This is a genomic window from Thermomonospora catenispora (assembly GCF_006363815.1).
GTDB classification, from domain to species: domain Bacteria; phylum Actinomycetota; class Actinomycetes; order Streptosporangiales; family Streptosporangiaceae; genus Thermomonospora; species Thermomonospora catenispora.
The window spans coordinates 228398-250586 of the sequence record NZ_RRYT01000002.1 but is presented as its reverse complement, the minus strand read 5'-3'; the positions used below and the strand labels follow the sequence as shown (position 1 = coordinate 250586).

At 75.1% G+C, this 22189-nt stretch carries 18 protein-coding genes and 1 pseudogene; 3 read left to right on the top strand and 16 right to left on the bottom strand.

The window, feature by feature from the left end:
• Position 1 precedes the first annotated feature (1 nt).
• The 3 genes from EIO00_RS02915 to hutH are packed head-to-tail and all read right to left on the bottom strand — an operon-like array spanning position 2 to position 4524.
• Positions 2-1291, bottom strand: coding sequence for an allantoate amidohydrolase (locus EIO00_RS02915; protein ID WP_241661073.1), 1290 nt, complete (start codon positions 1289-1291; stop codon positions 2-4).
• The gene (hutU, locus tag EIO00_RS02910) at positions 1288-2943 is read right to left on the bottom strand and encodes a urocanate hydratase (protein ID WP_140175318.1); all 1656 of its coding nucleotides are present in this window, start codon (positions 2941-2943) and stop codon (positions 1288-1290) included. Before hutU ends, EIO00_RS02915 begins: the two co-directional genes overlap by 4 nt.
• 24 nt (positions 2944-2967) lie before the next feature.
• Complete coding sequence (gene hutH, locus EIO00_RS02905; RefSeq protein ID WP_140175317.1) at positions 2968-4524, bottom strand: histidine ammonia-lyase; 1557 nt, start codon at positions 4522-4524, stop codon at positions 2968-2970.
• A gap of 82 nt (positions 4525-4606) precedes the next feature.
• On the opposite strand from hutH, the gene EIO00_RS02900 reads away from it, so the two are divergent.
• Complete coding sequence (locus EIO00_RS02900) at positions 4607-5362, top strand: IclR family transcriptional regulator (RefSeq protein WP_140175316.1); 756 nt, start codon at positions 4607-4609, stop codon at positions 5360-5362.
• Between the two features lie 12 nt (positions 5363-5374).
• On the opposite strand, the gene EIO00_RS02895 is transcribed toward EIO00_RS02900, so the two are convergent.
• The 10 genes and pseudogenes from EIO00_RS02895 to egtA form a co-directional block, all read right to left on the bottom strand.
• Positions 5375-6229: a DUF2510 domain-containing protein gene (locus tag EIO00_RS02895; protein WP_140175315.1), complete on the bottom strand. Its 855-nt coding sequence runs from the start codon at positions 6227-6229 to the stop codon at positions 5375-5377.
• Between the two features lie 245 nt (positions 6230-6474).
• Positions 6475-7383 (bottom strand): ABC transporter substrate-binding protein, encoded by a 909-nt coding sequence (locus EIO00_RS02890; RefSeq protein WP_140175314.1) that lies wholly within the window; start codon positions 7381-7383, stop codon positions 6475-6477.
• On the bottom strand, positions 7380-8162 hold the full coding sequence (locus EIO00_RS02885; protein ID WP_140175313.1) for an ABC transporter permease: 783 nt from the start codon (positions 8160-8162) through the stop codon (positions 7380-7382). The genes EIO00_RS02890 and EIO00_RS02885 overlap by 4 nt, the downstream gene beginning before the upstream one ends.
• Positions 8159-8923 carry an ABC transporter permease gene (locus tag EIO00_RS02880; RefSeq protein WP_140175312.1) on the bottom strand — a complete coding sequence of 255 codons (765 nt, stop codon included), beginning with the start codon at positions 8921-8923 and terminating at the stop codon, positions 8159-8161. Before EIO00_RS02880 ends, EIO00_RS02885 begins: the two co-directional genes overlap by 4 nt.
• Before the next feature lie 107 nt (positions 8924-9030).
• Positions 9031-9777 (bottom strand): annotated as a pseudogene (locus tag EIO00_RS02875) (ABC transporter ATP-binding protein); the annotation flags it as partial.
• 117 nt (positions 9778-9894) lie between these two features.
• Entirely contained in the window at positions 9895-10905 is a 1011-nt protein-coding gene (locus EIO00_RS02870) for a LacI family DNA-binding transcriptional regulator (protein ID WP_140175310.1), read from the bottom strand.
• 143 nt (positions 10906-11048) lie between these two features.
• Positions 11049-12005 carry an L-histidine N(alpha)-methyltransferase gene (gene egtD, locus EIO00_RS02865; protein WP_140175309.1) on the bottom strand — a complete coding sequence of 319 codons (957 nt, stop codon included), beginning with the start codon at positions 12003-12005 and terminating at the stop codon, positions 11049-11051.
• Positions 12006-12035: 30 nt separating this feature from the next.
• The gene (gene egtC / locus EIO00_RS02860; RefSeq protein WP_140175308.1) at positions 12036-12776 is read right to left on the bottom strand and encodes an ergothioneine biosynthesis protein EgtC; all 741 of its coding nucleotides are present in this window, start codon (positions 12774-12776) and stop codon (positions 12036-12038) included.
• An 8-nt stretch (positions 12777-12784) separates the two neighbouring features.
• Entirely contained in the window at positions 12785-14104 is a 1320-nt protein-coding gene (gene egtB, locus EIO00_RS02855; protein ID WP_140175307.1) for an ergothioneine biosynthesis protein EgtB, read from the bottom strand.
• Complete coding sequence (gene egtA / locus EIO00_RS02850) at positions 14101-15309, bottom strand: ergothioneine biosynthesis glutamate--cysteine ligase EgtA (RefSeq protein WP_140175306.1); 1209 nt, start codon at positions 15307-15309, stop codon at positions 14101-14103. The genes egtB and egtA overlap by 4 nt, the downstream gene beginning before the upstream one ends.
• Before the next feature lie 232 nt (positions 15310-15541).
• On the opposite strand from egtA, the gene EIO00_RS02845 reads away from it, so the two are divergent.
• Positions 15542-16768: a sigma-70 family RNA polymerase sigma factor gene (locus tag EIO00_RS02845; RefSeq protein ID WP_140175305.1), complete on the top strand. Its 1227-nt coding sequence runs from the start codon at positions 15542-15544 to the stop codon at positions 16766-16768.
• Between the two features lie 16 nt (positions 16769-16784).
• Here EIO00_RS02845 and EIO00_RS02840 read toward each other — a convergent pair whose 3' ends face one another.
• Both EIO00_RS02840 and EIO00_RS02835 read right to left on the bottom strand, forming a co-directional pair.
• On the bottom strand, positions 16785-17957 hold the full coding sequence (locus tag EIO00_RS02840; RefSeq protein WP_140175304.1) for an acyl-CoA dehydrogenase family protein: 1173 nt from the start codon (positions 17955-17957) through the stop codon (positions 16785-16787).
• A gap of 21 nt (positions 17958-17978) precedes the next feature.
• Complete coding sequence (locus EIO00_RS02835; RefSeq protein WP_140175303.1) at positions 17979-19085, bottom strand: acyl-CoA dehydrogenase family protein; 1107 nt, start codon at positions 19083-19085, stop codon at positions 17979-17981.
• A 272-nt stretch (positions 19086-19357) separates the two neighbouring features.
• On the opposite strand from EIO00_RS02835, the gene EIO00_RS02830 reads away from it, so the two are divergent.
• Positions 19358-19978 (top strand): TetR family transcriptional regulator, encoded by a 621-nt coding sequence (locus EIO00_RS02830; protein ID WP_161602632.1) that lies wholly within the window; start codon positions 19358-19360, stop codon positions 19976-19978.
• Between the two features lie 156 nt (positions 19979-20134).
• On the opposite strand, the gene EIO00_RS02825 is transcribed toward EIO00_RS02830, so the two are convergent.
• Positions 20135-22075 (bottom strand): ABC transporter substrate-binding protein, encoded by a 1941-nt coding sequence (locus EIO00_RS02825; RefSeq protein WP_140175302.1) that lies wholly within the window; start codon positions 22073-22075, stop codon positions 20135-20137.
• Positions 22076-22189 lie beyond the last annotated feature (114 nt).

Here is a 22189-nt window from a genome sequence, read left to right as displayed (position 1 = left end):
GTCACTCCTCCCCGGCCAGGTCCTTGAGCACCGCGGTCAGGGCCGCCACGCCCGCCAGACAGTCGTCGGGCTCGGCGTGCTCGGCGGGGGCGTGCGACACCCCGGTCGGGTTGCGGACGAACAGCATCGCGGACGGGACGCGGGCCGCCAGCACCCCCGCGTCGTGCCCGGCGCCGGTGGGCAGGATCGGCGCCGTCCCCGCGTCGGGGGCGTGCGGGCCGGGCCGGTCGCCGGCGCCTCCCCCGGCCGCGCCGCGGGGCGCGGGCGTTCCGGCGTCGGCGGCCGGCGGGCCGCCGACGATGCGGGCGAGGCGGTCGCGCAGCGCGCGGTCGAAGTCGACGACGGCGGTGAAGGACTCCTCGGTCAGCTCGACGGACACGCCGTGGTCGGCCCCGGCGCGGCGGGCCGCCTGGAGGGTGTCGGCGACGATCCGCCGCACGGCCTCCTCGTCGGGGCCGCGGGCGTCCAGCCAGGCGGTGACGCGGGAGGGGATGGCGTTGACGCCGCCGGGGACGACGGCGGTCTTGCCGACCGTGGCGACTCCGCCGTGGGCGGCGGCGCCGTCCCGGGCCGCCAGGACGGCGCGGGCGAACGGCAGCATCGGGTCGCGCCGGTCGGCCAGGCGGGTCGTCCCGGCGTGGTCGCCCCGTCCGGTGAAGTCCAGCCGCCAGCGGCCGTGCGGGATGATCGCGCTCGCCACGCCGACCGGGGCGTGCAGGGCGCGGCCCTGCTCGATGTGCAGCTCGACGAAGCAGCCGATCCGGCCGAGCAGGTCCTCCTCGGGGCCGATCGCCTCGGGGTCCAGTCCGTGCTCGGCGATGACCTCGCCGAACGTCCGGCCGTCGCCGTCGCGCAGCGAGCGCGCCCGCGCCGGGTCGATGGCGCCGGTCAGCAGCCGCGAGCCCAGGCAGGCGACGCCGAACCGGGCGCCCTCCTCCTCGGCGAAGACCGCCACCCCGATCGGGCGGCGCGGCGTCCAGCCCTCGGCGCGCAGCCGGTCGATCGCGGCCAGCGCGGAGACCACTCCCAGCGGCCCGTCGAACGCGCCGCCGCCGGGCACCGAGTCCAGGTGCGAGCCGGTGAGCACGGCGGGGCCGGAGCCGGCGTCCCACCAGGCGAACAGGTTGCCGTTGCGGTCGGCCTCCAGCCGCAGGCCACGCCGCCGGGCCTGGTCGCGGAACCACGCCCGGCACTCCAGCTCCGGCGGCGTCCAGGAGAACCGGCGGTAGCCGCCGATCGCCGCGTCCCGGCCGATGGGCAGCAGCTCCGCCCACATCCGCTGGAAGCTCACCGGTCCGCCATCGGGACGCGCACGCCGCGCTGCGCGGCGACCTCGGCGGCCCGGGGGTATCCGGCGTCCACGTGCCGCATCACGCCGGTGCCGGGGTCGTTGGTCAGCACCCTGGCCAGCTTCTCGGCCGCCAGCGGGGTGCCGTCGGCCACGCAGACCTGCCCGGCGTGCAGGGACCGGCCGATGCCCACGCCGCCGCCGTGGTGGATCGACACCCACGAGGCCCCGGAGGCGGTGTTGAGCAGGGCGTTCAGCAGCGGCCAGTCGGCGACGGCGTCGGACCCGTCGGCCATGCCCTCGGTCTCCCGGTAGGGGCTGGCGACGCTGCCCGCGTCCAGGTGGTCGCGGCCCAGCACGATCGGGGCGCTGATCTCGCCGCGCGCCACCAGGTCGTTGAACACCGCGCCGGCCTTGTCGCGCTCGCCGTACCCCAGCCAGCAGATCCGGGCGGGCAGGCCCTGGAAGCGGACCTTCCGGCGGGCCATGGTGATCCAGCGGACCAGCGGCTCGTTGTCGGGGAACAGCTCGCAGATCGCCTGGTCGGTGCGGGCGATGTCCTTGGGGTCGCCCGACAGGGCCGCCCACCGGAACGGGCCCTTGCCCTCGCAGAACAGCGGCCGGATGTAGGCGGGCACGAACCCGGGGAAGTCGAAGGCCCGCTCGTATCCGCCGAGCTGCGCCTCCCGCCGGATGGAGTTGCCGTAGTCGAAGACCTCGGCCCCGGCGTCCTGGAAGCCGACCATCGCCTCGACGTGCGCGGCCATCGACTCGCGGGCGCGGCGGATGAAGCCGTCGCGGTCCTTGTCGCGCTCGGCGGCCATGTCCTCGAACGCCACGCCGCGCGGCAGGTAGGCCAGCGGGTCGTGGGCGGAGGTCTGGTCGGTGACCACGTCGATCGGGGCGCCCCGGCGCAGCAGTTCGGGCACGACGTCGGCGGCGTTGCCGAGCACCGCGATCGACAGCGGGCGGCGTTCGGCCTTGGCCCGCTCGGCCAGGCGCAACGCCTCCTCCAGGTCGGCGGCCCGCAGGTCGCAGTAGCCGTGGGCGACGCGGCGCTCGATGCGGGAGGGGTCGCATTCGACGCAGATCGCCACTCCGCCGTTCATGGTGACGGCCAGCGGCTGCGCGCCGCCCATCCCGCCGAGCCCGGCGGTCAGCGTGATCGTCCCGGCCAGCGACCCGCCGAACCGCTTGGCGGCGACGGCGGCGAACGTCTCGTAGGTGCCCTGCAGAATGCCCTGGGTGCCGATGTAGATCCACGACCCGGCGGTCATCTGCCCGTACATGGTGAGCCCGGCGGCCTCCAGCCGGCGGAACTCCTCCCAGGTCGCCCACTGCGGCACCAGGTTGGAGTTGGCGATCAGGACCCGCGGCGCCCACTCGTGGGTGCGGAAGATCCCGACCGGCTTGCCGGACTGCACCAGCAGCGTCTCATCGCCCTCCAGCTCGGTGAGCGAGCGGACGATCGCGTCGAACGAGGCCCAGTCGCGGGCGGCCCGCCCGGTGCCGCCGTACACCACCAGGTCGTCGGGGTGCTCGGCGACCTCGGGGTCCAGGTTGTTCATGAGCATCCGCAGCGCGGCCTCCTGCGGCCAGCCCTTGGCGCTCGGCGTCGTGCCGCGCGGTGCCCGCACGGGGCGCGGTCCAGACATCTGCTCCTCCTTGGAAGGTCGAGGTCAGGCGAGCGGGCCGGTGACGGTCTCCGCGGCGGTGAGCAGGGCGCCGTCCCGCACCAGGCGGACGGCGGCGTCGATCTCGGGGGCCAGGTGGCGGTCCGGTCCGGGGCCGGGGACGTGCTCGCGGAGGGCGGCGACCACGGCGCCGGTGGCGGGTCCGGGGCGCAGCGGGGAGCGCAGCTGGAGGGCGCGGGCGGCGGTGAGGATCTCGATCGCCAGCACCCGGGTCAGCCCGTCGAGGGAGCGGCGCAGCTTGCGGGCGGCGCTCCAGCCCATCGAGACGTGGTCCTCCTGCATGGCGGAGCTGGGCAGGGAGTCCACGGAGGCGGGGACGGCCAGGCGCTTGAGCTCGGAGACGATCGCCGCCTGGGTGTACTGGGCGATCATGTGGCCGGAGTCCACGCCCGGGTCGTCGGCCAGGAACGCCGGCAGGCCGTGGGAGCGGGCCACGTCCAGCATCCGGTCGGTGCGGCGTTCGGACATGGAGGCCACGTCGGCGACGGGGATGGCGAGGAAGTCCAGCACGTAGGCGAGCGGCGCGCCGTGGAAGTTGCCGTTGGACTCCACCCGCCCGTCCGGCAGCACCACGGGGTTGTCCACCGCCGAGGCCAGCTCCCGGGAGGCGACCAGCTCGGCGTGCGCGAGGGTGTCCCGGGCGGCGCCGTTCACCTGCGGGGAGCAGCGCAGCGAGTAGGCGTCCTGGACGCGGGTGCAGTCGGGGCCGCGGTGCGACTCCATGATCTCCGAGTCGGCCAGCAGGGCGCGCAGGTTGGCGGCCGACGCCCCCTGCCCGGGGTGCGGGCGCAGCGCCTGCAGGTCGGCGGCGAACACCCGGTCGGTGCCCAGCAGCGCCTCCACGCTCATCGCGGCGGCGAGATCGGCGTGCTGGAGCAGCCGCCGCAGGTCGTGCAGGGCCAGCACCAGCATGCCGAGCATCCCGTCGGTGCCGTTGATCAGCGCCAGCCCTTCCTTGGCGCCGAGGGTGAGGGGCTCGATCCCGGCCTCGGCGAGCGCCTCGGCGGCGGGTCGCGGCTCGCCGGCGGCGTCGCGGACCACGCCCTCGCCGATCAGCGCCAGCGCCACGTGCGACAGCGGGGCCAGGTCGCCGGAGCAGCCCAGGCTCCCGTACTCGTGCACCACGGGGGTGATGCCGCTGTTGAGCAGGGCCGCCAGGGCCCGGGCGGTGGCGGGCCTGACGCCGGTGCGCCCGCTGGCCAGGGTGCGCAGCCGCAGCAGCATCATGGCCCGGACGACCTCGCGCTCGACCTCCGGGCCCGAGCCGGCGGCGTGCGAGCGGATGATGTTGACCTGCAGCCTGGCGCGCAGCTCCGGCGGGATGTGCCGGGTCGCCAGCGCCCCGAACCCGGTGGACACCCCGTACACCGGGGTGGACCGGGCGGCCAGCTCCTCGACATGGGCGCGGGCGGCCGCGATGGCGTCGATCGCCTCCTCGGTGAGCACGACCGGCGCGTCCTCCCGCGCCACCGCCACGACCTGGTCGAACGTCAGCGGCTGCGGCCCGACCTCGACGCCCTTGTCCCCCACACGGATGCTCATACCCCCATTGGACCCGCGGCGGACTCCCCGGTCACAGGGGGCGGAGGCCGCCGATGTCTGGAATACGAGACAATCGGGGGTCATGAGCCAGGTGCCCGCGGCCCGCCGGACCCTGGCGGTGCTGCGGCTGCTGGCCTCCTCGGCCGGTCCGCTGCCCGCCTCGGCGATCGCCCGCGCCCTGGGGCTGCCGCGCTCGTCGACCTACCACCTGCTGAAGGAGATGGCCGAGGAGAACTTCGTGGTCCATCTGCCGGAGGAACGCCGGTGGGGGCTGGGCGTCGCGGCGTTCGAGATCGGCTCGGCCTATCTGCGGCAGGGGCCGCTGGAACGGCTGGCCCGCCTGCCGCTGCGCCGCCTGGTGGACCGCACCGGCGAGATCGCCCAGCTCGGCGTCCTGCACGGCGCGGAGACCCTCTACCTGCTCAAGGAGCAGCCGGCCCGGCACCACACCCTGGTCACCGACGTGGGCGTGCGGCTGCCCGCGCACCTGACCGCCAGCGGCCGCGCCGTCCTCGCCCACCTGCCGGCGGCCCAGGTCCGCGCCCTGTTCCCCGGACCCCTGCCGACCCGCACCGGCCGCGGTCCCGCCTCCCTGGGCGAGCTGCGCCGGACCCTCGCCGAGGACCGCCAGCGCGGCTGGTCGGTCGAGGACGGCCATGTCACCGAGGGCTTCGCCAGCATCTCCGCCTGCGTCTTCGACCATGTCGGCCACCCCACCGCGGCCGTCACGGTCACCTTCCACCGCGACTCCCGTCCCGAGCCCGCCTGGCCCGCCCTGGCCGCCCGTGTCCGGGCGACCGCCGCCGAGCTGACCCGCCGGCTGGGGGGACGGGGGTGAGACCGGAGGGGTTCACCAGGCGATGTCGTGGAGAATCCCGCTTTCGGCCCCCGGCGCGAACTCCATCTGCGTCCAGCCCAGCGGATTGGGCCCCAGCCGCACCGTGACGTAGGTGGTCGCCTCCGCCAGCAGCCCGCAGCACGGCGTGACGTCCCGTTCGCCCACCACGGTGACCTGCACGTTCTTGAGCTCTTCCAGCTCCCGTTCGTCGGTCTGGCGGCCGATCTCCTCGAAGGCGCCGTGGCAGTCGACGAACCCGTAGTGGTCGCGCACCTTGAGCGTCAACTCGATCGGCATGCCCGCGCACAGGCCGGTGTCGCCCTTCCCAGCGGCCACCAGGACCTTGCGCGCCTCGGCGACCGGGTCGTGGGTCGGCGGCGGAGGGGGACCGTCGTCGTGACGGAAGCCGCCCACGGTGGAGATGAGCAGGGCGCCCCAGACGGCCGCCCCCGCGACCCGGCCCAGGAGCCTGGGCCGACCGGCGATCCGCCGCACGGCCCAGGCGGCGGTCACGACGACGAGGGCCGCCAGCAGCGCCCACCTGTGGTCGTGGATGAACCCCAGGTAGGCCTTCCACAGCAGCCTGGGAAGCAGCACGAGGGCGAAGCCGACGACGAGGCAGCCGCCCGCCCCGGCGGGCACCGCCGGAAACGGGTTCACGGCGGGGTCGCCGGGGTCGTGCGCGGCCCGATGCGGGGGCGCCGAGACGGTGTGGTCCCGCCAGAACTCCCCCGGCGGCGAGCCGGAGGGCACGTCGTGGTCGTCCCTCCACCCCGATCCGGTGGAGACCTTGCTCGTCCACGACCGGCCGTCCCAGTAGCGGATGTTGCCCCGCCCGTCGGGATAGGCGCCGGGGGGTTGCGGCATCGTTCCTCCTCGACCCGGCCCGGCGCCCCGTCAGCGCGACGCCCGGGCACAAGTGATCATCTTTCCGCTTCGATGCCGCCTCCGGAGGCGGGGTTCGCGGGCGGATGCGCCGGGGGCCGCCCGACGCGCCCCGGCTCCGGCCCTCCCGAGCGCGCGGGACCTCCCCGCCGGCCCGGCGGGGTCGCGCGGGGAGGTCCGTGGAGGCCGGAGCGCACAATCCGGCGCCGTGCGGCGCCGTGCGGCCGCTAGGCCAGGCCGTTTCCGGTGAGCCAGTTCTCGGCGACGACGGCCGGGTCGGTCTTGTTCTCCGACATCTCGGCGTTCATCTCCAGCAGCCCTTCGGTGGTGAGCCTGGCCGACACGGCGTTGAGCGTGTCGCGGACGGTGTCGTTCACCTTGGAGCGGTGGACGAGCGGCACGACGTTCTGCGCGCCGAACACGTTCTTGGGGTCGGTCAGCGCGACGAAGCCGTTCTTCTTGATGGCCGCGTCGGTGGAGAACAGGTTGGCCACCTGGACCTGCCCCTTCCGCAGGTTGGCGACGGTGATCGGGCCGGCGGTGTCCAGCGACTTGAACTCCTTGAACGTCAGCCCGTACACCTGCTCGAGGCCGACGATGCCCTGCTTGCGGGTCTTGAACTCCGGCGGGCCGCCGATGACGAAGTCCCGGGCGACCGGCTTGAGGTCCTCGATCGTCGTCAGGCCGTGCCGGGCGGCCGTCTGCGCGGTGACCACCAGCGTGTCCTTGTTCTCGGCCCGCGAGGGGGTGAGGATCTCCAGCTCCGGCGGCAGCTTCCGCTTGAGCGCCGCGGTCACCTCCTCGCTGGTGCTCGCCGGGTCGTCCTTGTCGAGGTAGGCCAGCAGCGCCCCGGTGTATTCGGGGAACACCTGGATGGCGCCGCTCTTGACCTGGCCGAAGTAGACCTCGCGGGAGCCGATGCCGAACTTGCGCTCGACCTTGACGCCCTTGGCCTCCAGCGCCTGCGCGTAGATCTCGCCGATCAGGCCGCTCTCGGGGAAGTCGGCGCCGCCGACGACGACGGCGCCGCCGCCCCCTCCGCCGCCGCTCAGCGGGTCGTCGCCGCCTCCGCCGCAGGCCGACAGGGCGAGTACGGCGGCGGCCAGCAGCGCCGCCCCGCGGATCATCCGGATCATCGAGAACCTCCCAAGGCCCCCCGCCCCTCGGCGGGGATCGCGTCGGGCGCGCCGCGGGCGCGCCGCTTCGTTCCGGGCCGTGCACGGCCGCGGGCGGCGGGGCGGACGCCCGGGGAGACGACGAGGCGCTCCAGGACCGCGAACGCCAGCTGGGCGGCGAGCGCCAGCACGATCACCAGGATCGCGCCGCCGGCCATGCTGTCGTAGTCCTGCCGGGAGTAGCCGTCCACGATGTAGCGTCCGAGCCCGCCGAGTCCCACATAGGCGGCGATGGTGGCGGTCGAGATGATCTGGATCAGCGCGGTGCGCAGGCCGAGCAGGATCAGCGGCATCGCCACCGGCAGCTCCACCCGGACCAGCACCTGCCGCCCGGTCATGCCCATGCCCTCGGCCGCGTCCCGCAGCCCCGGCTCGACCTGCCGGACCCCGGCGTGGGCGTTGACGAGCACGGGCGGGATCGCCAGCGCGATCAACGGGATCAGGATCGGCACCAGGTCGCCGGCCGAGGTCAGGATCACCGCGAGGATGAGCAGGCCCAGGGTGGGCAGGGCGCGCGCCGCGTTCGCCGACGCCGTCACCAGGAATCCCGCGGCCGCGGCGACCCGGCCGCGCCGCAGGTGGCCGAGCACCAGGCCGAGCGGCAGCGCGATCGCCGCCGTGATCGCGAACGCGAGCAGCGAGTACCACAGGTGCTCCAGGAGCCGGGTCGGGATGCCGTCGGGGCCGGACCAGCGCCCGGGCTCGCCGAACCAGCCCAGGGAGTTCCAGATCGCGTTCACGCGGCGCCCCCTTCCCCGGCGGCGCCCGCTCCTTCCGGCGCGGCGGCCTCCCGGGCCGGCGCGCGTCCCCGCCGGCCGTCTCCGGCCCGCTCCCAGGGGGTGAGCAGCCGCTGGGCGAGCAGCAGGAGCAGGTCCGCCGCCAGCGCCAGCAGGACGATCAGCACGATGGCCGCGATGACGGGGGTGGCGAACCCGCCGCCGGGCCACTTCATCCCGGTGACCATGAGCTGGCCCAGTCCGCCGATGCCGATGAGGGCGCCCACGCTGACCAGGCTGATGTTGGCGACGGTGGCGACCCGCAGCCCGGCCATCACCACCGGCAGCGCGAGGGGCAGCTCCACCCGCAGCAGCCGCCGCAGCGGCCGGTGGCCCAGGGCCTCGGCGGCCTGGCGGACGTGGTCGGGGACGGACCGCAGCCCGTCCACCACGGCCGGCACCAGCACCGACAGGGTGTACAGGGCCAGCGGCATGATCACCGTGGCGTAGGTGAGCCGGGTGAACGCCACGAAGATCACGAACAGCCCGATGGCGGGCACCGCGTACAGCACGCTGGTGGCGGCCAGCACCGCCGGGTAGATCCGCGGCCAGCGCGCGCAGGCCAGCCCGAGGGGCAGCGCGATCAGCAGGCCGAGCAGCACCGGGGCGAACGACAGCACCAGGTGCTCGCGGAACGCCTCGGCGATGACGCCGTCGAGGTTGCGCCCGATCCAGTCCCAGCGGATGAGCGGCTCGCCGTCGGCGGCCGCCGCCGGCGCGGTCACCGCCCCGCCGCCGCGGTCCGGTCGTCGCCCCCGGCCGCGGTGCCCCCGGACCCCGTACGGCCGCCCGCGGTCCCGCCGCCGGCGGCCTCCTCCTCGTCGAGCTCCTTGAAGAAGCGCAGCCGGCGGATGCCGCGCTCCCCGCCGAGGAAGTCGGCGACGAAGTCGTCGGCGGGCCGGTCCAGCAGCTCGTCGGGGGTGGCGTACTGGGCCAGGACGCCGCCGACCCGGAAGACCGCGATGCGGTGGCCCAGCTTGACCGCCTCGTCGATGTCGTGGGTGACGAACACGATCGTCTTCTCCAACTCGCGCTGGAGCCGCAGGAACTCCTCCTGGAGCCCGGCGCGCACGATCGGGTCGACGGCGCTGAACGGCTCGTCCATCAGCAGGATCGGCGGGTCGGCGGCCAGCGCCCGGGCCACCCCGACCCGCTGCTGCTGGCCGCCCGACAGCTGGGCGGGGTAGCGGCGGGCCAGCGCCGGGTCCAGGCCGACGCGTTCCATCAGCTCGTACGCCCGCGCGCGGGCCTTCTTCTTGTCCCACCCCAGCAGGTACGGCACGGTCGCGATGTTGTCGACGACCGTGCGGTGCGGGAACAACCCGGCCTGCTGAATGACGTAGCCGATGCCGCGGCGCAGGGTGGGCGGGTCGACGCCGCGCACGTCCCGGCCGTCCACCGTCACGGTGCCCGCGGTGGGCTCCACCATCCGGTTGATCATCCGCAGCGTGGTGGTCTTGCCGCAGCCCGACGGGCCGACCAGCACGGTGATCCGCCCGACCGGGATCTCCAGGTCCAGTCCGTCCACCGCCACGGTGCCGTCGGGATAGCGCTTGGTCACGCCGTCGAAGGTGATCACGTCTCGTTCACGTCCTCGGGCGCCGCAGCGCCGTGCTCTGCTCGGTCGGGAATGGACAGAATTTACCCACTTTAACGACTCGAATAGCGGAAAAATCGCCCCGCGCCGCCCGGCCCCTCACCTCGGGGCCGGGCCGGTGGAGTCGCGGACCCGCAGCGCCGGGGAGCGCACCACCCGGCGACGACCCCCGGCACGGCCGTCCACGGCGTCCACCACGACCCGGACGGCGGCGTCGACCACGCCGTCGATGTCCCAGTCCACCGTGGTCAGCGGCGGGGTGAGCAGCGCCGACATGGGGTGGTTGTCATAGCCGCAGACCGACACCTCCCCGGGGACGTGCAGCTTCAGCGCGCGGGTCGCCGCGTACACCCCGTAGGCGATGGAGTCGGAGAAGCAGAACACCGCGGTGGGCCGGTCCGGTCCGGCCAGCATCTCCAGCGCCGTCTCGGCCGCCTCCGTCCAGGACTGGGAGGCGACGGCCGAGGTGACCTCCAGCTCCAACCGCCCGGCCTCGGCGTTCACATACCGGTCCGCGGGACGGTCGGGGGTGCTGGGCTGGGTGGAGGTGAGCACCCCGATCCGGCGATGCCCGAGCGCCGCCAGGTGCTCCAGCGCCTGCGTGACCCCCGTCCTGTTGTCGAACACCACCTCGCCCTGGGAGCGCCCGCCGTGCAGGGCGTCGCCGATGGACACCACCGGCAGCGCCTCGGCCAGCTCGGCCCACAGCGGAGCGGCCGGATCCAGCGACTGGACGATCAGTCCGTCCACCCGCTGGTCCCGCAGCCGCCGCGCCAGCTCCCGCTCCCGCTCCGGGTCGCCGGCAGCGTCCAGGATCAGCGCGTACCGGTCCCGGCCGAACAGGGCGCGGCCGATGCCGATCGCCAGCGACTGCTGCCAGTAGTCCTCCAGCGACCCGCACAGCACCCCGATCATGCCGCTGCGACCCAGCGCCAGCGCCCGGGCGATCGGGTGGGCCGCGAACCCCAGCTCCTCGGCGGCGGCGCGGACGCGTTCCTGGGTCTCCTCGGAGGTGCGGATGCCGCGCAGCGCATACGACACCGCCGCAGGCGACAATCCGGTCGCCTGCGCCACTTCGCGGATCGTCACCCGTTTTCGCCCCCGGCGCACGCCGTCAACCCTACGTCGGGGCACCGACAGCCCACCGGCGGTCTCCGCCCGGCGGATCATGGACCTCCCTCCCTCGTTCCGGCGGGTCTCCCGCCCTCCTGCACGGTCCCGGCGCCCGGTCGGCGCCGTGCGGCCGCGACCGGTCAGGCGGGGCGGACCAGGGACAGGGAGAAGTCCCCCGCCCCGTCGGTCCACAGCGCCTGCAGGGCCAGGCCCGCGGCCCTCAGCTCGGCGGCGAGGCGCTCGCGGCGGAACTTGGCGGAGATCTCGGTGCGCATCTCCTCTCCCGCCGCGAACTCCACGGTCAGCTTCAGGTCGGCGACCCGCACGGTCTGCCGGGCGGCCGACCTCAGCCGCATCTCGATCCACTCGTTGTCGGGGTCCCACAGCGCCACGTGCTCGAACGCCCCGGGGTCGAAGTCGGCCCCCAGCCGCCGGTTGATCACGCGCAGCACGTTCCGGTTGAACTCGGCGGTCACGCCCCGGGCGTCGTCGTAGGCGCGCACCAGCCGCCCGGCGTCCTTGACCAGGTCGGCGCCGAGCAGCAGCGCGTCGCCGTCCTCCATCACGGCCCGGACCCCCGACAGGAACGAGATCCGCTCGGCCGGGGCGAAGTTGCCGATCGTCCCGCCCAGGAACACCAGCAGCCGGCGCGGCCCGGACGGCAGCAGGTGCAGATGCCGCTCGTAGTCGGCGACCACCGACCGCACGACCAGGTCCGGGTAGTCGGCGGCGATCCCGGCCGCCGCAGCGGCCAGGAAGTCGCCGGACACGTCCACCGGCACGTACGTCCGCAACGTGCCCGCCGCCGACAGGGCGTCCAGCAGCAGCCTGGTCTTCTCCCCCGACCCGGCGCCCAGCTCCAGCAGCGTCTGCGCCCCGGTGGCGGCGGCGATCTCGGCGGCGCGGACGCGCAGGATCTCCCGCTCCCGCCGGGTGGGGTAGTACTCATCCAGCCGGGTGATCTCCTCGAACAGCAGGCTGCCGTGCTCGTCGTAGAACCACTTGGGCGGCAGCGCCTTGGGAGTGGCGGTCAGCCCCGCCGCCACGTCCCGGCGGAGCGCCTTGTCGAGGTCGTCTGCGGTCAGGAAGCGGTCCACCGGTCCTCCTTCACCGTCCTCCTTCACCGGTCACAGGGGGGTGATGCGGACATCGGCGAGGTCGGCCCGGTCGACGACGACCAGGCTGCGGTCGGGGACCGCGCGCCAGGCGGGGTCGTCGTCCAGGGGCTCGGAGGAGATCAGCGCCTCTCCGGGACCGCTCCGGACGAACAGCGAGTCGCCCCAGGCGGTGGCGGCCAGCGCGGTCCCGTCGGCGGCCAGCAGGTTGTAGCGGCCGGGCGAGAGCGCCGCCACGGCGGCCACGGTGTCGGCCAGGCCCTCGCCCAGCGCGGCGCCCTCCCGCCAGCGCCGCGCCGCCACCGCGAACACCAGCGCCGAGTCCACGGGGGCGCGGGCGTCCGGCGCATGCGACAGGTCCCCGGCCAGCTCCCGGAGCTTGTCCTCCACCCCGTCGAAGTCCGTCACCACGCCGTTGTGGCTGAACAGCCGCCCGCCCGCGCGGAACGGCTGGGCGCACGACTCCTCCACCGGGAAGCGGGTGGTGGCCGAGCGGACCGCCGCCACCGCGCAGGTCGCCGTCACCGTCGCGGCGATCTCCCGGAAGGAGCGGTCGGTCCAGATCGGCTGCGCCCGCCGGAACCGCACCGCCCGCCCCCGGTGGTACCAGCCGACGCCGAACCCGTCGGCGTTCAGCAGGTTGCCGCAGGTCATGCGGGGCGCGTACGACTGGACCTCCAGCGAGTGCGGGCCCTGAAAGAGCAGCGACTCCAGGGTCCGGGGCGGGCCGAGGTAGCCCAGATGGCGGCACATCGGCGGGCCTACCCGGCGTCACGGGCGCAGCGGAACCCGGTGAAGATCTGCCGGCGGATCGGATAGTCCCAGTTGCGGAACGTCCCCCGGCAGACCAGCGGGTGGGTCGCCCACGACCCGCCGCGCAGCACCTTGTAGTCGGACCCGAAGAAGACCTGCGAGTACTCCTTGTAGGGGAACGCCCGGAAGCCCGGGTAGGGGGCGAAGTCCGAGGAGGTCCACTCCCACACGTCCCCGAGCATCTGCTGCACCCCGTACGCGGAGGCCCCGGCGGGGAACGACCCGACCGGGGCGGGCCGCAGCCGCCGCTGCCCCAGGTTGGCGCGCCCCTCCTCGTAGACGTCCCCCCAGGGGAAGCGGCGGGAGCGCCGGGCGAGGGGATCCCAGCGGGCGGCCTTCTCCCACTCGGCCTCGGTGGGCAGCCGTTTGCCCGCCCAGCGGGCGTAGGCGTCGGCCTCGTACCAGCTCACGTGCTGCACCGGCTCGTCCGGCGGCACCGGCTCGATCCGGCCGAAGCGGCGGCGCAGCCACCGGTCGCCCTCGCGCCGCCAGAACCCGGGGGCGCGGCGGTCGCGGGCGGAGCGCCACCGCCAGCCCTCGGGGGTCCACCAGCGGGGGTCGTCGTAGCCGCCGGCCTCGATGAACGCCTGGTACTCCCGGTTGGTGACCGGGAAGGTGTCGATGTAATAGGCGGGCAGGTCGACGATGTGGGCGCCGCGCTCGTTGTCGTAGGCCCACGGGTCGTCGGAGGCGCCCATCTCGAACGGCCCGGCCTCGATGAGCACCTCGGCCGGGAACGGCCCGCCGGCGGGCCGGGGCGGCGGCTCGTCGGGGTCGGTCAGGGCGGGCGCGCCCGTGCGGAGCTGGTGGGTGGCCAGCATGGTCTCGTCGTGCTGGTGCTCGTGCTGGATCACCATCCCGTACACGAATCCGCCCGCGACCAGCGGGTCGTCCTCGCGGAAGCGGATGCGCTCCAGCGAGTCCAGCACCTTCGCCCGCACGGCGCCGATGTAGACGCCGGCCTCGTCCGGCGGCAGCAGCGGCAGCGAGGGCCGTTCGGCGCGGGGGTGCTCGAACGCGTCGTAGAGGTCGTCGATCTCCGGCCGCATCGGCTCGATCCCCGCCGCCGCCCGCAGCAGCCACAGCTCCTCGTAGTTGCCGACGTGGGCCAGGTCCCACACCAGCGGGGACATCAGCGGGGAGACCTGCGCGGTCAGCTCCGGGTCGTCCAGCACCCGGGTGGTCAGTCCCAGGCTGCGGTCGCGGACCGCGGCCAGCTCGGCGGCGATCAGCTCCTTCAGCGCGTCCTCGGCCAGATCGGGTGTCACGGCGTGGCCTCCAGCAGGTGGGCGGGATCGAGGTCGTCGGCCGGGCAGCGGCCCCGGTCGACGTAGCGGTCGGCGTACTCGGCGACCAGCGGCGTCAGCTCGGCGGCGCCGAGGCGGGGCAGGGCCTCCAGCGCGGCGGTGAAGCAGGCGCGGGCGGCACGGGCCAGCGCCGGGTCGGTCAGCGCGTCCCGGGCGGCCTCGGCCCACCGGCCGGCCACCGGGGCCGTCGCCTCGGCGGCGGCGTCGGCGGCGCGCGGGTCGTCCAGCAGCGCGGCGGCGACGGCGACCGGCACCGGCCAGTACCGGAGCGGCGGCGCGTCGATCATCCGCAGCTCCAGCCAGCCGCGCGGCCGGACCGGCGGGAACAGCGTGGTCAGGTGGTAAGCGAGGTCGTCGCGGTCGGGCTCGCCCTTGGCCAGCCACTGGCGGAACGTCATGCCGGGCGCTCCGGCCCAGCGCTCCCCGGTCCCCGGGCGCGGCCGCACCAGCATCACCCGGGCGTCCAGGGCGTAACGCGCCCAGTCGGCGGCCGGGTCGGCCCCGGGGCCGGAGGCGACCGGCAGGGTGCGGGCCGGGTCCAGCACGCTCCAGGTCGCCTGGCGGGTGGAGCGCAGGCCGGTGGGCCTCCCGGCGCGCAGCGGGGAGTTGGCGAACGCGGCGACCAGCACCGGTCCGAGCGCGTGCGCCAGCCGCCAGCGGGCCTGCGCGTCGGCGGGGTCGGCGCCGACCTCCAGGCAGACCTGCACCGAGGCGGTGCTGCACATCATCGTCAGGCCGGCCTCGGCGTATCCGGTGGCGACGAAGTAGTCGCGCATGCAGGCATAGCGCGGATGGTCGGCCTGCAGACGCGGGGGGCGCGCCGGGTCCATGCCCCGTCCCGTCAGCTCCAGGGCGTGTTCGGCGAGGCGGGCGCGGACGTGTTCGATGTCGGCCGAGAGCGCCCGGTGCAATGCGCCCAGATCCCCGAAGGGAGCCGAACTCAATTCGAGTTGTCCGCCGGGTTCGAAGGTGATCGCGCTTCCGCCGGGCAGCGGTCCGGCCCGTTCGACGACCGTGCGCAGCCTCTCGACCGCGACATGCGCCCCGGGCGCCCTCCGGTCGACGACGAGCCACTCGGTCTCCGCCCCCACGGTGCCGGGCGGGCCGTTCTTGAAACAGATCCCGTGGGCGTGCTCGTAGACGTCGTCGACGGTCAGCCGGTGCATACGCCGCCTCCCTCCGGGCCCCGTGGAGCGATGTTGGGGAGGTCTTCCCAGCTGAACCGGATCAATAATCGACGTATCACGCGAAATCTATGCGAACATCTGCGCACCTGCCTCAGGTGTCATATCGCTGTGCAGATGTGACATAGTGCGCTATGGTCCGGTCTCCACCGGTACGCCCGCCGTTCACGCCGGTCGCGTCCGCACCGGCGGTCCCAGCCGGATCGGAGGACACATGCCGGGGACCCCAGAGGCCCTCTACGACGCGCATGCCGCCCGCCTGTACGCCTACTGCTGGTCGCTGGTGGGGGACGGCGCGGAGGCGGCCGTCCGCGACACGTTCGCGGCCGCGATGCGGCACCCGCCGCGCGGCGACGAGGTGCTGTGGCTGTATGCGCTGGCCCGTTCGATCTGCATGGACCGCGGGGCGCCGGACCGCGCCTTCCGTCCGGACCGGCTCGGCGCCGCCGACGACCCGCTGCTGTGGGCGGCGGCCGGGCTGCGCGCCGACCACCGCGAGGTGCTGGTGCTGTCGGCGGGCGAATGGCTGGACCTGCCGGACATCGCGGCGGTGCTCGGCGTCGCCGTCGACACCGCCCGGCAGCTGCTGCAGGCCGCCCGGACCCGGCTGGACCGGGCGGTGCTGGACCTGCTGATGCGCCGCCCCGGCTCGCGGTACGACGCGGAGCTGATCACCGCGTTCGAGAAGGGGACGCTGCCGCGGACGCTGGCCCGCCGCGTCCCCGACCGCCCGCCGCACCGGCTGCGCGAGCAGGTGCTGGCCGCCTGCGCCGACGCGCGGCGGCGGCCGCTGTCCACGGTGACGACGACCTCGCCGCTGGTGGTGATCGGGTCGGCCGCCGCGAGCCGCCCGGCGGCGCGCCGGCGACGCGCCAAGGGCCTGTCGGCGGTGGCGGGCCTGGCCGCCTCGGCCGCCGCCACGGTCGGCATCGTCGCCGCCTGGGCGAGCGCCGAGAACACCGGCGGCCCGGACGTGGACGCGCTCGGCCCGACCACCGGCCGGGGCGGCCCGTCGGTCTCCCGGTCCGCGCCGGTCAACGCGCCCAGCACGGCGACGTCGCGTCCCGCCGATCCGAACGCGACCGGCGGCGATCCCAGCGTGGCCGGGCCGCAGCACTCCACCGCCACCCCGTACGGGGTGCGGCCCTATCCGGCCGCCCCCTACGGCGGCGCCCCGGCCGCTCCGTCGGCGCCGTGGCGGAACGCCGGCCCCTCCTCGCCCACGACGCCCGCCTCACCGGGCGCGCAGCGGCCGACCTCTCCGGCGCCCGGCGGCGTGGAGACCCCGGCGCCGACCGATCCCGTCGCGCCGACGCCGACCGACCCGCCGGTCACGGATCCCTCTCCGTCGACGCCGCCGGAGGAGCCCCCGACGGAGCCGCCCGTGGACGTCCCCGATCCGGCCGCCAACCCGTCGCCGCAGCCGCTCTCCGGCCGCTAGCCGGGCCGGACCGGGCTCAGCGCGGCGCGCGGGGCAGGCCCAGGCCGAGCACGGCGATGAGCTCGCGCTGGATCTCGTTGACGCCGCCGCCGAAGGTCAGCACGAGGGAGCCCTTGACGGTGCGGTCCAGCCGCTCGATGAACGCCCGGGCGGCCGGGTCGCCCGGGTCGCCGTGGCGGGCCAGCGTCTCGCCGATGATGCGGCCGACCTCCAGCATCCGCTCCGAGGCGTAGATCTTGGTGGCGGAGGCGTCGGCGGCGCCCAGCCACCCCTTGCCGGCGTCGGCGGCGACCTGCCAGTTGAGGAACTCGTTGACGCGCAGGTAGGCCCGGACCCGGGCCAGGGCGCGGCGCACGTCGGGCAGGTCGCGCAGCGGCCTGCCGTCGGCCGCGGCGGCGCCCTGCGCCCAGGCGGCGAACGTGTCGTACAGGCGGCCGAGGTTCCCGGCCGGGCCGAGGGTGACCCGCTCGTGGTTGAGCTGGTCGACGATCAGGTCCCAGCCCTTGTTCTCCTCGCCGACCAGCATGGACGTCGGGACCTTGACGTCCTGGTAGTAGGTCGCGTTGGTGTGGTGCGCGCCGTCCATCGTGATGATCGGCGTCCAGGAGAACCCGGGGTCGCGGCAGTCCACGATCAGCACGGAGATGCCCCTGTGCCGCCGCGCCCGCGGATCGGTGCGGGCGGCCAGCCAGATGTAGTCGGCGTGGTGGGCGCCGGAGGTGAAGACCTTCTGCCCGTTCACCACGTAGTGGTCGCCGTCCCGCACGGCGGTGGTGCGCAGCGCCGCCAGGTCGGTGCCCGCGCCGGGCTCGCTGTAGCCGATGGCGAAGTGGCACTCGCCGCGCAGGATCCGCGGCAGGAAGAAGTCCTTCTGCTCCGGCGAGCCGTGCCGCAGGATCGTGGGGGCCACCGAGTTCAGCGTGATCAGCGGATAGGGGACCTCGGCGCGGGCGATCTCGTTGGCGAAGATCTGCTGCTCCACCGGCCCGTAACCGCGCCCGCCGTACTCCTTCGGCAGCCCCACCCCGAGCATGCCGTCGGCGCCGAGCCGCCGGCAGTGCTCCCGGTAGGCGGGCCCGAACGGGTCGGCGGCGATCTCGGCGCGCTGCTCGTCGGTCAGGCAGGCGGCGAAGTACTCGCGCAGCTCGTCGCGCAGCCTGCGCTGCTCGGCGGTCAGATCGATGAACACCGGCGGCTCCCCTCGATGCGGTCAGTCGACGGCGGCGAGCGCGTCGGCGACGGCGTCCAGCTGGGCCTCGGCGCCGCCGAGGAGATGGGCGTAGTGCTTGCCCCAGGCGAAGTACCGGTGCAGCGGATAGGCGATGTCCAGCCCGATCCCGCCGTGCAGGTGCTGGCAGGTGTACAGGGCCTCCAGCGCCGGCCCGCAGGCGTTGAACGCGGCGATCGCCAGGACCTCGTCGACGTCGGCGGCCTGCTCGGCGAGCCGCCACACGCCCGCCCACAGCGCCGCGTCCAGCGCCCGCCCGGCGATGTAGACGTCGCCGATCTGCATGGTGACGGCCTGGAACTGGGCCAGCTTCCGGCCGAACTGCTCGCGCTCCCCGAGGTGGCCGGTGGTGATCTTCAGGGCGCCCGCGACGACCCCGGAGACCTGGGCGACCGCCCCGGCGACGGCCGAGCGGCGCAGCGTGCGCCAGGCCGCGCCGTCGGCCCTGCCGCCCAGCAGCCGGTCGGGGGCCACCGGGACGCCCTCCAGGGCGAGGCGGGACATCGGCTCCCCGGTGGCGGCCGGGTGCGGGTCGAGCCGCACCGCCTCCCGCTCCACCAGGAACACCCCGACGCCGGCGTCCTCCACCCGGGCGGGGATCAGGATCCAGTCCGCCTGCTCGGCGTAGGGGACGAACGTCTTGACGCCGTCGAGGAGGTGACCGCGGCCCTCGCGGCGGGCGACGGCGCCGACCCCGCCCACCGGTCCCGGCTCGCGCCAGGCACCGGTGAGCACCGTCTCGCCCTCGGCCAGCCCGGCCAGCGGCTCCTGCTGGGCGGGGGCTCCGTGGAGGGCGAGGGGGACGGCGGCCAGCGCCAGCGAGGCGTAGGCCGGGACGGGCGCGACATGGGCGCCGATCTCCCGCAGGATCACCGCCAGCTCGATCGGGCCGAGCCCGGCGCCGCCGACCTTCTCCGGCAGGCAGGCGCTCAGCAGGCCGGCCCGCCCCAGCGCCTTCCACAGGTCCGCGTCGTACGGCGCGCCGGACCGGTCGTGGGCCTCCAGCCGTTCGGTCGTCGCCCGGCGGTCCAGCAGGCCGGCGGCCAGCTCGCGCAGTTCCCGCTGGGTGGGGTCGAGGTCGAAGTCCACAGGGCGCCCCCTTGTCGGAACCGGCCTGACAGAGCGCCAAATTAGAACAGATTCTAATTACTGTCCAGAGTCTGCCCGTACAACCCGTGATCAGTCGTTTGTCCATGCACTGTCGGGGTCGGCCGAGCTTGTGGAGCCTCCCATGCCGGCCGTCGGCCGCCCCCTGACAGATAACGCGTTCTCACCGTGCCTGTAGGCTGGGTGACGCACGATCCGCTCGTTCCTCGCACCCCGCCCCCGGGGGACGCCCGCCACGGAAGGGCCCAAGCACAGTGACCGTAGAGCCGACCTCTGCACCGATCCCGGAAACGGCCGGGTCCGAACCGCGCCCGGTCCGCTCCCGCAGCCAGCTCGAACGCCGCAAGAGGATCATCAAGGCGGCGGCGGCGCTGGCCTCCCGCGGCGGCGTGGAGGCGATGCAGATGCGCACCGTGGCCGAACGCGCCGGGGTCGCGCTGGGCACCCTCTACCGCTACTTCCCCTCCAAGATGGACCTGGTCGTCGCGGTGGTCGGCGAGGAGCTGGACGTGCTGGAGGGCAGCATCGACAAGCGGCCCCCGCACGGCGCCACCCCCGCCGAACGGGCCGTGGACGTCCTGGCCCGCGCCACCCGAGGACTGATCCGCGAGCCGGAGCTGGCCGAGGCGCTGATCCGGGCGCTGCTGCTGTCGGACGTGCGCACCGGGTTCGGCGAGCGGATGACCAACCTGCTGGCGCGCGCCGCGATCGGCCCCGGCGCCGAGATCCCCGCCGGCGATCCGCGGCGGGTGCTGCTGCGGGCGCTGGCCGGGCTGTGGACGATCGAGATGATCGAGCTGCTGCACGGCCGCGGCACCGTCGAGGAGATCACCGAGCGGCTGGAGATCGTGGCCGCCCGGCTGATCGACTTCTGACGGCCCCGCGGCCCGCGCCGCATCGGCGCGGGCCGCGATGCGGACTCTCTCCTCTCTCGCTCCTGCGCCCTCGCCCTCCCGCGCCCGTCGCGGCTCGGCCCCTCGTGCGCACCCGTGCGCCCCCGCCCGGCGGGCCCGGACGCGGGGGCGCCCCGGTCACAGCCGGACGGACCGGGACGGGCCGAGCAGGGCGAGCCGTCCCTGCCGCACCTGGTAGACGTACACCACCGGCGCGGTCAGCTCCCCGGACGGGGAGAACGACAGCCGCTGCCCGAGCCCCTGCTCGTCCATCGCGTCGATGTGCCGCTTGACCTCCTCGGGGGTGGCGGCGCCGGCCTTGATCGCGGAGACGAACACCCGGGCCGCGTCGTAGCCCTCGACCGAGTACGGCCCGGGCTCCTGCCCGTGCGCCGCCCGGAACCGCTCGCGGAACCGGCGGACCGGCTCGGCGTCGGACCCGGCCGGGTCCAGATAGGGGCGGTAGGTGACCGTCCCCTCGGCGGCCCGGCCCCCGGCGGCCTCGATGAACTCCGCCGGCGACGGCCCGCCGAAATAGGAGCGGACGTTCACCCCCTCCTCGTACAGGAGCCGGGCCAGCCGGCCGGCGGACTTCGGCGGGGAGAGGTAGAACACCGCGTCCGGCCCGAACTCGGCGATCTCCTCGGCGACGGACGACAGGCGCGAGGAGCTCGCGTTCTCCTCCACGGGGATCTCCTGCAGGTCGACCTCCACCCCGGAGCCGCGCAACGTCCTGACGACCTCGTCCGCCGTGGTGGACATCCGGTGGTCGAGACGGAAGTCGGGGGAGCGCACGACCGCCGCCTTGCGGACGCGGCCCGTCCGCGCCGCGACCCCGGCCAGCTCGCGGACGGAGAGGTCCCTCGGCGGCACCACCCGGTAGAAGTAGCGGTCCAGCCCCACGCCCTCGAAGTCGGCGCCGTCGTAGGCGGGGGACACCGCCGGGACCTCCTTGACGCTGAACAGGCCGATCACCTTCCTCATGTCGTCCGAGGAGGCGCCCCCGGGCGTGATCACGCCTATGCCGGTGCCGGTGAGCGCGTCGACGACCTGACCGTCGTACGTCAGGCCCGTCGTGTCGAGTTCCGTCAGCCTGACCCGGATGTCGGGGTCGGCGGCGTTGTGCTCCTCGAGCGCGAGCCGGACGCCGTGCAGCATGGCCTTCGTCGACTGCTCCGAGGCTCCCATGTACGGCGCGCCGAACCCCAGGATCACGTCTCTCCCGGCCGTCGCCCCGTCGTCGCCGCGCAGCAGCACCGCCCCGGCCGCGGCCAGCGCCACCGCCACGGCCGCCGCTCCGGCCGTCAGCGGCAGCAGCCATCGGGGGCGCCGGCGCCCTCCGGGCCGGCGCTTGGCGAGGGACACCGGCGGGGCGGAGGGGCCGGCGGGGGCCGCGCCCACCTGGGCGAGCAGCCGTTGCAGGACCTCGCCGCTGCTCGGGCGCGCCGCCGGGTCCGGGGCCACGCAGGCGGCCAGCACCTCGGCCAGGCCGGGCGGGACGGCCGGGTCGACGGCGGGGACCGGGCCGGTGGGGTGCCGTCCGGTCGCCGCGTACAGCATCGTCGCCGCCCACGCGGCCACGTCGGCCTCGGGGCCGAACGCCGTGACGACGCCGAAGTCGATGATCCGGGGGCCGTCGGGGCCCATCAGCACGGTGCCGGGACGGAGCCGGCCGTGCCGGACCCCCGCGCCGTGCAGGGCGGCCAGCGCCGTGATCGTGTCGATCGCCAGCCGCAGCAGGACCGAGGGGGCGAACGGCCCGGAGGAGGCGACCGCCTCCTCCAGCGACGGGCCGGGGACGTGCTCCCGCGCGAAGAAAGGCCGGCCGTCCTCGACCCCGGCGTCCAGCACCCGGGCGACGCCGACGCCCGACACCCGTCCGGCGGCCTCCATCGCCCGCCGGAACGCGGTCGCCTCGGCCTCCCCGCCCGCCGGGGCGTGCAGCAGCTTGACCGCGGCCTGCCGGTCCTGTTGATCGACCCCCAGGTACGTCACGCCCTGGTCGTCCCGGCCGAGCCTGCCGGTCAGCCGCCAGCGGCCCAGCCGGGCGGGGTCGTCCGCGCCGAGCGGTGTGGTCATCGATCCTTCCCTTCCTGAGAAGCCCTCTCCAGGCCCTTTCGAGTCCCTTCCGGGCCCCTCCCGGGCCTTCGCCGATCCCTGCCGGCCCTTCCGGGCCCTCTCCGCGGTCCGCGG